This is a genomic window from Kitasatospora sp. NPDC088742, assembly GCF_055584905.1.
Genome location: NZ_JBVJLD010000017.1, coordinates 120,467 through 132,806, shown reverse-complemented (window position 1 = coordinate 132,806; position 12,340 = coordinate 120,467). Strand labels below are relative to the sequence as shown.

Genomic DNA, 12,340 nt, shown 5'->3' with positions numbered 1-12,340 from the left:
ATGGGGCACCGCCACAAGTACCAGCCGGAGCTGACGCCCTTACAGGCCGAGCTCGACCTCGAACTCGCCGGCCTCGAGGATCTCCTTGACCGCGACCAGGTAGCGGGCGGCGTCGGCGCCGTCCACCAGGCGGTGGTCGTAGGAGAGCGAGAGGTAGGTCATGTCACGGACGCCGACGGCGGTCGCGCCGTCGACCTCGATGACGACCGGGCGCTTCACGGTGGCGCCGATGCCGAGGATGGCCGCCTGGTTCGGCGGCACGACCACGGTGTCGAACAGCGCACCGCGCGAGCCGGTGTTGCTGATGGTGAAGGTCGCACCGGACAGCTCGTCCGGGCTGATCTTGCTGCTGCGGACCTTGCCGGCCAGCTCGGCGGTCTTCTTGGAGATGCCGGCGATGTTGAGGTCGCCCGCGCCCTTGATGACCGGGGTCATCAGACCCTTCTCCGAGTCCACCGCGATACCGATGTTCTCGGAGTCGAAGTAGGTGATGGTGCCCTCGGCCTCGTTCAGGCGGGAGTTGACGACCGGGTTGGTCTTCAGCGCCTGGGCCGCGGCCTTCACGAAGAACGGCATCGGGGAGAGCTTGACGCCCTCGCGGGCCAGGAAGGACTCCTTGGCCTTGCCGCGCAGGGTCATGATCTTGGTGACGTCCACCTCGACCACGGTGGTCAGCTGGGCCTGCTCGTGCAGGGCCTTCAGCATGTTGTCGCCGATGACCTTGCGCATGCGGGTCATCTTGACCGTCTGACCGCGCAGCGGGGACGGGGCGGCGGCCGCCTTCGGCGCGGCGGACGGGGCAGCGGCGACCGGCGCCGGGGCGGCGGCAGCGGCCTTGGCGGCCTCGGCAGCGGCCAGGACGTCCTGCTTGCGGATGCGACCGCCGACACCGGTGCCGGTGACGGCGGAGAGCGCGATGCCCTGCTCGGCCGCGAGCTTGCGGACCAGCGGGGTCACGTACGCGTCCGAGCCGTCGGCGACCGGAGCGGCAACCGGGGCAGCGACCGGGGCAACCGGAGCGGCGACGGGAGCAACCGGAGCGGCGACCGGGGCCGGCGCGGCCACGGGGGCCGGAGCAGCGGCGACCGGAGCGGCCGGGGCCACCGGAGCCGGGGCGGCGACCGGAGCGGCCGGGGCCACCGGAGCCGGAGCGGCGACCGGGGCAGCCGGCGCGGCCGGAGCCGGGGCAGCGACGGGGGCCGGAGCGGCGGCGGCCGGAGCCGCACCCGCCGCGCCGATCAGCGCGAGCTGGGCGCCGACCTCGGCAGTCTCGTCCTCGCCGACGACGATCTTCACCAGAACACCGGCGACCGGCGACGGGATCTCGGTGTCGACCTTGTCGGTCGAGACCTCGAGCAGCGGCTCGTCGACCTCGACGGTGTCGCCCTCGGCCTTGAGCCAGCGGGTGACGGTGCCCTCGGTGACCGACTCGCCGAGCGCCGGCAGCAGCACCGGGGTGGCGTCGGCGGCCGGAGCCGCAGCGGCCACGGGGGCCGGAGCGGCGGGGGCCTCGGCCACCGGGGCCGGGGCGGCGACCGGGGCGGCCGGAGCGGCCTCGGCGACGGGGGCGGCAGCGGCGACCGGGGCGCCGGAGCCGTCGTCGATGATGGCCAGCTCGGCGCCGACCTCGACCGTCTCGTCCTCGGCGACCTTGATCGCGGCCAGGATGCCGGAGACGGGGGCCGGGATCTCGGTGTCGACCTTGTCGGTGGACACCTCGAGCAGCGGCTCGTCGACCTCGACGCGGTCACCCTCGGCCTTCAGCCAGCGGGTGACGGTGCCTTCGGAAACGCTCTCGCCCAGCGCGGGCAGTGTTACTGAGACCGCCATGGTTTCAGCGACTCCTATCAAGTCTTGCGTACAGGTATGGGGGAACTGCCGTGGGGCGCGATCAGCCGCGCTCGGGCGCGATCAGTCGTGTGCGTGCAGCGGCTTGCCCGCCAGCGCCAGGTGCGCCTCGCCGAGGGCCTCGGACTGCGACGGGTGCGCGTGGATGAGCTGGGCGACCTCGGCCGGCAGCGCCTCCCAGTTGTAGATGAGCTGGGCTTCGCCGACCTGCTCACCCATGCGGGCGCCGACCATGTGCACACCGACCACGGCGCCGTCCTTGACCTGGACGAGCTTGATCTCGCCGGCGGTCTTCAGGATCTTGCTCTTGCCGTTGCCGGCCAGGTTGTACTTGAGGGTGACGACCTTGTCCTTGCCGTACAGCTCGACGGCCTTGGCCTCGGTCAGACCCACGGAGGCGACCTCCGGGTTGGAGTAGGTCACCCGCGGGACGCCGTCGTAGTCGATCGGCACGGCCTTCAGGCCGGCCAGGCGCTCGGCGACCAGGATGCCCTCGGCGAAGCCGACGTGGGCCAGCTGCAGGGTCGGGACGAGGTCACCGACGGCCGAGATGGTCGGCACGTTGGTGCGCATGTACTCGTCGACCAGGACGTAGCCGCGGTCCATGGCGACGCCCTGCTCCTCGTAGCCGAGGCCGGCCGAGACCGGGCCGCGGCCGATGGCGACCAGCAGCAGGTCGGCGTCGATGGTCTTGCCGTTCTCGGTGGAGACGCGGACACCGGTCTCGGTGTACTCGACGCCGGAGAAACGGGCCTTGAGCTCGAACTTGATGCCACGCTTGCGGAAGGCCCGCTCCAGCAGCTTGGAGGAGTTCTCGTCCTCCAGCGGCGCCAGGTGCGGCAGGGCCTCGACGATGGTGACGTCGACGCCGAACGACTTCCAGACCGAGGCGAACTCGACGCCGATCACGCCACCGCCGAGGATGACGGCGGACTGCGGGATGCGGTCGAGCTTGAGCGCGTGGTCCGAGGAGATCACGCGGTCGCCGTCGATGGTCAGACCGGGGATCGACTTCGGCACCGAGCCGGTGGCCAGCACGACGTGCTTGCCCTGGACCCGCTGGCCGTTGACGTCCACCGAGGTCGGGGAGGAGAGCTTGCCCTCGCCCTGGATGAAGGTGACCTTGCGGGAGGCGACCAGGCCCTGCAGGCCCTTGTACAGGCCCGCGATGACGTCGTCCTTGTACTTGTGGACGCCGTTGATGTCGATGCCGTTGAAGGTGGCCAGCACGCCGAACTCGGCGGCCTCCTTCGTCTCGTCCGCGATCTCGGCCGCGTGCAGCAGGGCCTTGGTCGGGATGCAGCCACGGTGCAGGCAGGTGCCGCCCAGCTCACCCTTCTCGATCAGCGCCACGCTCTGTCCGAGCTGCGCGGCACGGAGCGCCGCGGCGTAGCCGCCGCTTCCGCCTCCGAGAATGACTACGTCGAAAACGGTGCTGGCGTCGTTCGCCACGTCACGTCCTCCATGCAAAGGGGTGCGGTTCGCCGGGCCGGTCGCGGTCCGGTGAGCGTGCGCCCTCGTAAGGCGCCCACGTCTTCCGGAGAAACATCTTCGCACTTGTTCGCGGCGGCTGGTGGTCGGGGCCACCGAGGTGGCTCCGGCGGACCGCGACGAGCAGTGCCCGATGTCCCCTGTGTGAGGGTATCTCCGCAGCTCACGGATGGGTAACGGCGGGGGAGAAGGGGGCAAGCGGAGGCCCGGTGCCGCAGTTGTTCCGCTCTACGGAACAAAGTTTCGCCTATGGCGAACAGACGTTGTCAGAAACGGGCCCGGCGTACTACCAGCTGGTAACTGGCAGTACGCCGGGCCCGGAGTGCGCTACCGCGGGGTTCAGCCCTTGGCGTTGGCGGTGTCCTCGGCGAAGCGCAGCAGGGTGCGAATGGCCGAACCGGTGCCGCCCTTCGGGGTGTAGCCGGTCGGCGCACCCTCGTGGAAGGCGGGGCCGGCGATGTCCAGGTGCGCCCAGTCGATGCCCTCGGCGACGAACTCCTTCAGGAACAGACCGGCCACCAGGCCGCCGCCCATCCGCTCGCCCATGTTCGCCAGGTCGGCGACGCTGCTCTCGGTCATGCTCTTGCGCAGCTCCACCGGCAGCGGCATCGGCCAGGACTGCTCGCCGGCCGCCTCGGCGGTGGCGTGCAGGCGGTCGCGCAGCTCGTCGCTGTTGGACATCACGCCGAAGATCCGGGTGCCCAGGGCCAGCACCATGGCGCCGGTCAGGGTGGCGACGTCGACGATGACGTCCGGGCTCTCCTCGCCGGCCTTCACGATCGCGTCGGCCAGCACCAGGCGGCCCTCGGCGTCCGTGTTCAGCACCTCGACGGTCTTGCCGCCGTACATCCGCAGCACGTCACCCGGGCGGGTGGCGGTGCCGGACGGCATGTTCTCCGCCAGGGCGAGCCAGGCGGTGACGTTGACCTGCAGGCCCAGGCGCTTGGCCGCGACCACGGTGGCGAACACGGCGGCGGCGCCGGACATGTCGCACTTCATGGTCTCGTTGTGGCCGGCCGGCTTCAGCGAGATGCCGCCCGAGTCGTAGGTGATGCCCTTGCCGACGAAGGCGAGGGTGGCCTTGGCCTTCGGGTGGGTGTAGGCCACCTTCACCAGCCGGGGCGGGTTGGCCGAGCCGATGCCGACGCCCATCAGGCCGCCGAAGCCGCCCTTGGCCAGCGCCTTCTCGTCCAGCACCTCGACCTTGAGGCCGTGCTCCTTGCCGGCCGCGGTGGCGATCGCGGCGAAGGACTTCGGGTTGAGGTCGTTCGGGGCGGTGTTGATCAGGTCGCGGGCGCGGTTGATCTCCTCGCCGACCGCGGTGGCGCGCTCGACGGCCGCCTTGGCGTCCTTGCTGCCCTTGCGGTCGGTCAGCACGATCAGCTCGCCGACCGGCGCCTTGGCGTCGCTCTTGTACGAGCCGAAGGAGTACGAGCCGAGCAGACCGCCCAGCGCGACCGCCTCGACCTCCTCGGCGGAGGCGGCCGGCAGCGCCAGCGCCGCCTTCTTCGAACCGGCCAGCGTACGGGCGGCCACACCGGCGGCCTTGCGCAGCGACTCCAGCCCGAAGGTCTCGCCCTCGCCGAGGCCGACCGCGAGCACGAGCGCGGCCTTCAGCCCGGCCGGGGCGGCGAGCTTGACCGCCTCGCCCTCGGCACCCGTTGCACCCAGGGTGGCGAGGACCTCGGCCAGCTTGCCCTCGAACGCCTCGGCCACCGCCTCCGAACCGGCGGCCGGCACCGGGCCCTTGGGGCCCTTGGCCACGCCGATCACCAGAGCGTCCGCACGCAGCGAGGCGGCGGAGGAGGTGCTCACAGACAGTGCAGTCACGTAAACGAGTCCTGTTCTTTCGCGGGTCCACGGCCGGTACGGGAGCCGCACCCGGCACAGTGCTCACCGCATGGTAGTCCGCATGCTGGGATGCCGCTGCAGCACCTATGGGCTGAGGTCAGGTTGCACCGCCGGGGGCGCGAGGCTCTGCTGATCTGCGGCTCCGCCGCGGGGCGCGGGCCGGAAGGCGGCTCACGTGCAACTGACCCACCGTCAGCCAGTTGCACGTGCTGCCGTTCCCCGCGCCCCCAAAAGCATCACCACAAGGCCAGAAGGACCAGGGCCCCCGTCGTCGCCGTCTCGACCGTGGCGCCCAGGACGTCCCCCGTGGTGCCGCCCAACCGCCGTACGCAGCGCCGCAGTAGCAGCCACCCGCACCCCAGCCCCACCACCAGCGCCACCCCGTACCGAGGCGCGTACACCCCCACCCCCGCAGCGGCGAGAGCCGACCCGCCGAGCGCCGCCGGCAGCGGTACGGAGGCCGCCACCATCGCCCCCAGCCCGCCCGGCCGTGCCGCCGGCACCGATCGCAGGCAGGCCCAGCCGAGCATGCACCGCCCGGCCAGCGCAGCGGCCAGCACCGCGACCGCCCCGCCCTCCGCCGAACGCCCGAACTCCTGGGCCAGCGCCGCGATCTGACCCAGCGTCACCAGCACCAGCACCAGCACCCCGAACGGCCCGATGTCCGACTGCTTCATGATCCGCAGCGCGTCCTCGGCGGGCTTCCCGCTGCCCAGCCCGTCCGCCACGTCCGCGAGCCCGTCCAGGTGCAGCCCCCGGGTCAGCCCGGCCAGCACGGCCACCGAAGCGACGGCCCCGAGCAGCGGCCCGCCCCGCCAGCACACCAACGCGCCGACCAGGGCCGCCAGGCCACCGAGCACCACCCCGACGACCGGCGCCAGCGCCATCGCCCGCCCGCCGCTCTCGCGGTCCCAGCGCTCCACCCGGACCGGAAGGACCGTCAGCGTTCCGAAGGCGAACCGGAGCCCGTCGAGCAAAGGGTTCAGCCCCGGCCGAGCAGTTCGGCGGCGGTGGGCAGCGGCCGCGGCGCAGGCGGCTCGAAGCTGACCGCGGTGGCGGCCGGGACGTCCCCGGGCTCGGCCAGGGTGTCGGTCGCGGCCTGCAGCAGCGGCAGTGCCAGCAGCGCGCCGACGCCCTCGCCCATCGAGACCCCGAGGGTCTGAACGGGCGTCAGCGTCAGCCGGTCGTACGCCTTCGCCTGGGCCGGCTCGCCGGTGGACTGCCCGGCGCGCCACCACTCGGGGGCGCGGAAGGCGATCCGCTGGGCGACCAGCGCACAGGCGGCGGAGACCACGCCGTCCAGCACCACCGGGAGCTTGCGCACGGCGGCCTGGAGCAGGAAGCCGGTGACGGCGGCGAAGTCCGCGCCGCCGACGGTGGCGAGCAGCGCCAGCTGGTCGCCGAGCACCGGGCGGGCCCGGCGCAGCGAGTCGCGGACGGCGGCGCACTTGACCATCCAGGTGCGGTCGTCGATGCCGGAGCCGCGGCCGGTGACGGCGGCGGCGTCGGTGCCGCAGAGCGCGCCGACCAGGACGGCGGCCACCGTGGTGGAGCCGACCCCGAGGTCGCCCAGCACCACGAGGTCGGTCCCGGCGTCGGCCTCCTCGTCGGCGACGGCCATGCCGGCCCGGAACGCCTCGGCGGCCTGAGCGGCCGTCAGGGCGTCCTCCAGGTCGATCCGGCCGGAGCTCCGGCGGACCTTGAAGCGGCTGACCTCCGCCGGGAACTCGTCCGGCCCGGCGTCCACGCCGACGTCCACCACGCGCACGGCCGCGCCGTAGCGGCGGGCCAGCACGGCGACGGGCGCGGAGCCGTCCAGCACCGCGTGCACCCGGCGGGCGGTGCCGCCGGTCAGCTTGGAGACCCCGGCCGAGGCCACGCCGTGGTCGGCGGCGAACAGCACCACCTTGGCGGCGGTCAACGGGCGCACGGGCGAGCGGCCCTGGACGCCGGCCAGCCAGGCACCCAGTTCCTCCAGCTGCCCGAGGCCGCCGCGCGGCCGGTCGAGCTGCTGCCAGCGCTCCTCGCCGGCCCGGCGGGCGCTCTCGTCGGGGCGCTCCACGAGGGAGGAGAAAACGTCGAGATCCACGGTCGTGTCCATCGTCCGGAAGGCTACACGCCAGCGGGTTTGACGGTCAGTACCTGCCCGGCGACCACCAGCAGGACGCGCTCCGAGGCATCGGCCACCGCCATGTTGAGGCGGCCCAGGGTGTCGCGGAAGCGGCGCCCCGAGGCGGTGGCCGGGACGACGCCCATGCCGACCTCGTTGCTGACGGCGATCACCTGACGCTCCGTCACCTTCCAGGCCTCGGCGAGCTCCGCGCAGCGGGCCAGCACGGCCTCCTCGGCACCGCCCTCCCGCCAGGCGCCGTCCTCCCAGGCCCCGCACTCGTCCATCACGGCGGTGAGCCAGAGCGCCAGGCAGTCGATCAGCACCGGCGCCGGATCGGCGGCGTCCGCCAGCACGGCCGGCAGGTCGCAGGTCTCGGCCGTCCGCCAGCTCGCCGGCCGCCGCTCCCGGTGCAGCCGGACCCGGTCCGCCCAGTCCGCGTCCCCGTCCCGGGTGCCGCTGGTGGCCACGTACAGGACGTCCCCGTACCCGGCGAGCAGCTGCTCGGCCCGGGTGGACTTGCCCGAGCGGGCGCCGCCGAGGATCAGGGTGCGGGGCATCGACATGGTGCCCATCCTCGCGCACGAGGCATGAGGCCACGCCCGGCGGGCACGCTAACCTGCGCGCAGCGCAAACCGAGCGAAGGAGACGGGCGTGGTCTGGACGTGGCGGTACGAGAAGGCGGACGGCACCGTGGTGACCCTGCCGGGCGAGCAGGAGGAGTTCACCAGCCAGGGCGACGCGGAGTCCTGGGTCGGTGAGGCGTACAAGGACCTGCTGGACCAGGGGGTGGACCGGGTGGCGCTGCTGGACGACGCCGAGGTGATCTACACCATGAGCCTCCAGGAGGACTGACCCTCGGTCAGGAGCCCCTCAAGGCTTGGCGCCGACCACGTGCAGCAGCGCCGCCACCCGGCGGTACGGGTCCTGCTGTCCGGCCCGCTCCTCGGCGTCCAGCAGCTGGGCCAGCTGCCGCCCGTCCACCGGTGCCTGGTGGTCCGGCGTGGTGTCGGTGAAGACCCGCACCCCGTACCAGTGCCGGACCGGCACGGCGATGTCCCGCAGCGTGGTGGAGAGGTCGGCGAGCCGGTCGGCCCGGGCGGGCAGACCGAGGCGGTTGGTGTAGCGGGTGGAGTCGAAGGACTCCAGCGCGGTGCGCCAGTCCCCGGTCAGCCCGGGCCGCATGGCCAGTGCCTCGGCGTTGCGGACCACCAGCGAGAGCACCCCGCCGGGGGCGAGCAGCCGGGCCAGCGAGGCCAGCATCGGGTCGGGGTCGGAGAGGTACGGCAGCACCCCGTGGCAGAGCACCACGTCGAAGCTGCGCGGGCCGAACCAGCGGCCGACCTGGTAGCAGTCGCCGCCGAGCAGCTGCACCCGTACCCGCACCTCCTCGGGCTCGGCCGCCAGCGCGGCCTGGGCCGCGCCGAGGGTGACCGGGTCCGGGTCGAGGCCGGTGACCAGGTGGCCGGCACGGGCCAGCCGGAGCGCCTGGGTGCCCTGGCCGCAGCCGACGTCCAGCACCCGCAGGCAGTCCAGCCCGGCCAGCTGGGCGCCGAGCTGACGGGCCACCAGCTCCTGGCGGACCAGCGTCCGCAGCCCGCCCTGGCGCTCCAGCCAGGTGGCGGCGGTGGGCAGCGCGCCGCGGGTGGGCAGCCGGTCGTGCGCCCCGAGCCCCTGCTCGGGGAGGCCCTGCTCGGGCAGGCCGCCGTGGGCCGAGTGGGCCGACCACGCGTCAGCCGTCCAGGGCTGGGCCCAGGACGGCTGCTGCACGTGGTCCGCGGTCAGGGCTTCTCGCCCCGCTTGACCTTCGGCTTGGGCAGCCGGAGGCGGCGCATCTGCAGGGTGCGCATCAGCCCGTAGGGGACGGCCCCACGGGTGTTGGTGCCGGGGAACCCGGTGGCCAGCGCCTTGCGCAGGCCGAAGCCGAGCCGCAGGAAGTCCGCGATCACCAGCACGAAGAAGATCATGAAGAGCAGCGTCGAGGCGAGCTTCAGCGTGTTGTTCGGGACCACGCTGAGGACCAGCACGACCACCGCGTACGGCAGGAAGAACTCGGCCAGCGACCAGCGGGAGTCGATGTAGTCGCGGACGTACTTCCGCACCGGGCCCTTGTCACGGGCGGGGAGGTAGCGCTCGTCGCCCTCCAGCAGCGCGGTGCGCTGCTTCTCCCGCTCGGAGCGCATGCGGTCGCGCGACAGCCGCGCGGCCTCCTTGCGGTCCTTGGGGACCGTCACCCGGGTGCGGCGGTGGGCCTCGGCCTCGCTGCGCTTCGGGGTCGGCCGGCCCTTGGGGGCCTGCGGGTCACGGGTCTGGGTCTCGTCCTGCTCGGCCAGCGCGGTGGCGGAGGAGGCTTCTTCTGAACGGCGTCGGAACACACCACCAGCGTACGTGCTGGGTATCCGCAATTCGTGGTGCCCTCGGACCCAAACAGATATCGAATGCCCTCGGAGTGTCCCCTAGGACCTCGGGCCCTCTTCTCCGATCATGGTCAGGGGTCGTCTCCACCCAGGGGATGAGGCCGCGGCCGGAAGGCTGTAGCAGGCTTGTTGCAGGCAGGAGGACTGCGGGCGGGCAGCCGCCGCGCATAGACTCGTTCCTGTCAGCCGAGACGGAACCGCAGGCCCGAGAAGGGGGCACCCGAGGCCCATGAGCGACGGAATCATGAAGCGTATGGGGCTGATCTTCCGCTCCAAGGCGAACAAGGCCCTGGACCGTGCGGAGGACCCGCGAGAGACGCTCGACTACTCCTACCAGAAGCAGCTGGAACTGCTGCAGAAGGTGCGCAGGGGCGTCGCCGACGTGGCCACCTCCCGCAAGCGCCTGGAGCTCCAGCTCACCCAGCTGCAGCAGCAGTCGGCCAAGTACGAGGACCAGGGCCGCAAGGCGCTCTCGCTCGGCCGTGAGGACCTGGCCCGCGAGGCGCTGACCCGCAAGGCCAACCTGCAGTCCCAGATCACCGACCTGGAGACGCAGTACCAGGCCCTGCAGGCCGAGGAGGAGAAGCTCACGCTCGCCTCCCAGCGCCTCCAGGCCAAGGTGGACGCCTTCCGCACCAAGAAGGAGACCATCAAGGCCACCTACACCGCCGCCCAGGCGCAGACCAGGATCGCCGAGTCCTTCTCGGGGATCTCGGAGGAGATGGGCGACGTCGGCCTGGCCATCCAGCGGGCCGAGGACAAGACCGCGCAGATGCAGGCCCGGGCCGGTGCGATCGACGAGCTGCTGGCCTCCGGCGCGCTGGACGACGCCAGCGGGCTGGGCCGCAAGGACGACATCGAGGCCGAGCTGGAGCGGGTGGCCGGCGGCAGCGACGTCGAGCTGGAGCTGGCCCGGATGAAGGCCGAGCTCACCGGGGGCACCCCGGGCGGCGCGCCGCAGGCGATCGAGCAGGGCAAGCAGGACACGCCCCCCACGATCAACTACAACAAGTAATCCCCACACTCCTACGCAGGGAGAACACCGGCATGATCATGCGGGTCATGGGCGAGGGCCAGTTCCAGGTCGCCGAAGGGCACCTGAACCGGCTGAACGAGCTCGACGAGGAGCTCCTCGTCGCGCTGGAGTCGGGCGACGAGCAGCACTTCCGGGCCGCGCTCGGAAGCCTGCTGAGCGCGGTGAAGGAGTACGGCACGCCGCTGCCGGACGACTCGCTGGAGCCCTCGGACCTGATCCTGCCGGACCCGGAGGCCTCCCTGGAGGAGGTCCGGGAGCTGCTCCGGGCCGAGGGTGACGGGCTGATCCCCGGGATCCCGGAGTAGGACCGAGCAACGCGAAAGGGCGGGCCCCCAGCCGGGGGCCCGCCCTTTCGCGTGCCTGAGGAATCGTTACGGCAGGGCCAGCATCCGGTCCAGCGCGGCCTTGGCGTACTTCTCGGTCTCCGGGTCCACGGTGATCACGTTCGGCACCCGGCCGTCGACCAGTGACTCCAGCGTCCAGACCAGGTGCGGCAGGTCGATCCGGTTCATGGTCGAGCAGAAGCAGACCGCCCGGTCCAGGAAGACGACCTCCTTGTCCGGGTGGGCCTTGGCGAGGCGGCGGACCAGGTTGAGCTCGGTGCCGATGGCCCACTTGGAGCCGGGCTCGGCCGCGTCCAGCGCCTTGATGATGTACTCGGTGGAGCCCACCAGGTCGGCGGCCGCGACCACCTCGTGCTTGCACTCGGGGTGCACCAGCACGTTGACGCCCGGGATGCGCTCGCGGACGTCGTTGACCGAGTCCAGCGAGAACCGGCCGTGCACCGAGCAGTGGCCGCGCCAGAGGATGATCTTGGCCTCGCGGAGCTGCTCGACGGTCAGGCCGCCGTTCGGCTTGTGCGGGTTGTAGAGCACGCAGTCGTCCAGCGAGAAGCCCAGGTCGCGGACGGCGGTGTTGCGGCCCAGGTGCTGGTCCGGCAGGAAGAGCACCTTCTCGCCCTGCTCGTACGCCCAGTTCAGGGCGCGCTCGGCGTTGGAGGAGGTGCAGATGGTGCCGCCGTGCTTGCCGGTGAAGGCCTTGATGTCGGCGGAGGAGTTCATGTACGAGACCGGGACGGTCACGTCGGCGATGCCCGCCTCGGTGAGCACGTCCCAGCACTCGGCGACCTGCTCGGCGGTGGCCATGTCGGCCATCGAGCAGCCGGCCGCCAGGTCGGGGAGGATCACCTGCTGGGCGCTGCTGGTGAGGATGTCGGCCGACTCGGCCATGAAGTGCACGCCGCAGAAGACGATGTACTCCGCCTCCGGCTTGTTGGCGGCGTCCCGGGCGAGCTTGAACGAGTCGCCGGTGACGTCGGCGAACTCGATGACCTCGTCGCGCTGGTAGTGGTGGCCGAGGATGAAGACCCGGTCGCCCAGCGCGGCCTTGGCGGCGCGGGCCCGGGCCACCAGGTCCGGGTCGGAGGCGGGCGGGAGGTCGCCGGGGCACTCGACGCCGCGCTCGCTGTTCGGGTCGGCCTCGCGGCCGAGCAGCAGCAGTGCGAGCGGCGTCGGAGTGGGATCGACGCCGTAGGTCTCGGTGGTGGTGGTCACGGGCGGGTGCCCTCCTGTGCGGCGGAGCTCTGTG

Annotated in this window: 12 protein-coding genes; 3 read left to right on the top strand and 9 right to left on the bottom strand. The window is 72.4% G+C overall.

Translation table 11 applies throughout. The features are described 5' to 3' along the window. Window positions 1-39: 39 nt before the first annotated feature. The 6 genes from sucB to cobU all read right to left on the bottom strand — a co-directional run bounded on the left by sucB (window position 40) and on the right by cobU (window position 7,866). Entirely contained in the window at window positions 40-1,830 is a 1,791-nt protein-coding gene (gene sucB, locus ACZ6ZR_RS16260; protein ID WP_465642756.1) for a 2-oxoglutarate dehydrogenase, E2 component, dihydrolipoamide succinyltransferase, read from the bottom strand. Window positions 1,831-1,911: 81 nt separating this feature from the next. Then, window positions 1,912-3,300, bottom strand: coding sequence for a dihydrolipoyl dehydrogenase (lpdA, locus tag ACZ6ZR_RS16255; protein WP_465642755.1), 1,389 nt, complete (start codon window positions 3,298-3,300; stop codon window positions 1,912-1,914). A 378-nt stretch (window positions 3,301-3,678) separates the two neighbouring features. Beyond that, a complete protein-coding gene (locus tag ACZ6ZR_RS16250; protein WP_465642754.1) occupies window positions 3,679-5,169 on the bottom strand; it encodes a leucyl aminopeptidase in 1,491 nt (496 codons plus the stop codon). A 257-nt stretch (window positions 5,170-5,426) separates the two neighbouring features. After that, window positions 5,427-6,167: an adenosylcobinamide-GDP ribazoletransferase gene (locus tag ACZ6ZR_RS16245; RefSeq protein ID WP_465642753.1), complete on the bottom strand. Its 741-nt coding sequence runs from the start codon at window positions 6,165-6,167 to the stop codon at window positions 5,427-5,429. Between the two features lie 5 nt (window positions 6,168-6,172). Beyond that, the gene (locus ACZ6ZR_RS16240; RefSeq protein WP_465642752.1) at window positions 6,173-7,291 is read right to left on the bottom strand and encodes a nicotinate-nucleotide--dimethylbenzimidazole phosphoribosyltransferase; all 1,119 of its coding nucleotides are present in this window, start codon (window positions 7,289-7,291) and stop codon (window positions 6,173-6,175) included. A gap of 11 nt (window positions 7,292-7,302) precedes the next feature. After that, window positions 7,303-7,866: a bifunctional adenosylcobinamide kinase/adenosylcobinamide-phosphate guanylyltransferase gene (cobU, locus tag ACZ6ZR_RS16235; RefSeq protein WP_465642751.1), complete on the bottom strand. Its 564-nt coding sequence runs from the start codon at window positions 7,864-7,866 to the stop codon at window positions 7,303-7,305. An 88-nt stretch (window positions 7,867-7,954) separates the two neighbouring features. Here cobU and ACZ6ZR_RS16230 point away from each other — a divergent pair, with 88 nt between their 5' ends. Then, entirely contained in the window at window positions 7,955-8,155 is a 201-nt protein-coding gene (locus ACZ6ZR_RS16230) for a hypothetical protein (protein WP_465642750.1), read from the top strand. An 18-nt stretch (window positions 8,156-8,173) separates the two neighbouring features. Here the strand turns inward: ACZ6ZR_RS16230 and ACZ6ZR_RS16225 are convergent, their stop codons facing one another. Together ACZ6ZR_RS16225 and ACZ6ZR_RS16220 are read right to left on the bottom strand one after the other, a co-directional pair. Next, complete coding sequence (locus tag ACZ6ZR_RS16225; protein WP_465642766.1) at window positions 8,174-8,887, bottom strand: methyltransferase domain-containing protein; 714 nt, start codon at window positions 8,885-8,887, stop codon at window positions 8,174-8,176. A gap of 194 nt (window positions 8,888-9,081) precedes the next feature. Continuing rightward, window positions 9,082-9,675, bottom strand: a complete 594-nt coding sequence (locus ACZ6ZR_RS16220; protein WP_465642749.1) for a DUF3043 domain-containing protein — start codon at window positions 9,673-9,675, stop codon at window positions 9,082-9,084. 286 nt (window positions 9,676-9,961) lie between these two features. On the opposite strand from ACZ6ZR_RS16220, the gene ACZ6ZR_RS16215 reads away from it, so the two are divergent. After that, window positions 9,962-10,732: a PspA/IM30 family protein gene (locus ACZ6ZR_RS16215; protein WP_465642748.1), complete on the top strand. Its 771-nt coding sequence runs from the start codon at window positions 9,962-9,964 to the stop codon at window positions 10,730-10,732. A gap of 32 nt (window positions 10,733-10,764) precedes the next feature. After that, window positions 10,765-11,058, top strand: coding sequence for a PspA-associated protein PspAA (gene pspAA / locus ACZ6ZR_RS16210; RefSeq protein ID WP_465642747.1), 294 nt, complete (start codon window positions 10,765-10,767; stop codon window positions 11,056-11,058). A 66-nt stretch (window positions 11,059-11,124) separates the two neighbouring features. Here pspAA and nadA read toward each other — a convergent pair whose 3' ends face one another. Further along, window positions 11,125-12,306 (bottom strand): quinolinate synthase NadA, encoded by a 1,182-nt coding sequence (gene nadA / locus ACZ6ZR_RS16205; RefSeq protein WP_465642746.1) that lies wholly within the window; start codon window positions 12,304-12,306, stop codon window positions 11,125-11,127. Window positions 12,307-12,340: the final 34 nt, after the last annotated feature.

Bases quoted from the DNA above. Each gene is read 5' to 3' on its own strand.
- cobU (WP_465642751.1), bottom strand. From the start codon at position 7,866: ATGTCGATGCCCCGCACCCTGATCCTCGGCGGCGCCCGCTCGGGCAAG.
- ACZ6ZR_RS16240 (WP_465642752.1), bottom strand. From the start codon at position 7,291: ATGGACACGACCGTGGATCTCGACGTTTTCTCCTCCCTCGTGGAGCGC.
- pspAA (WP_465642747.1), top strand. From the start codon at position 10,765: ATGATCATGCGGGTCATGGGCGAGGGCCAGTTCCAGGTCGCCGAAGGG.
- sucB (WP_465642756.1), bottom strand. From the start codon at position 1,830: ATGGCGGTCTCAGTAACACTGCCCGCGCTGGGCGAGAGCGTTTCCGAA.
- ACZ6ZR_RS16215 (WP_465642748.1), top strand. From the start codon at position 9,962: ATGAAGCGTATGGGGCTGATCTTCCGCTCCAAGGCGAACAAGGCCCTG.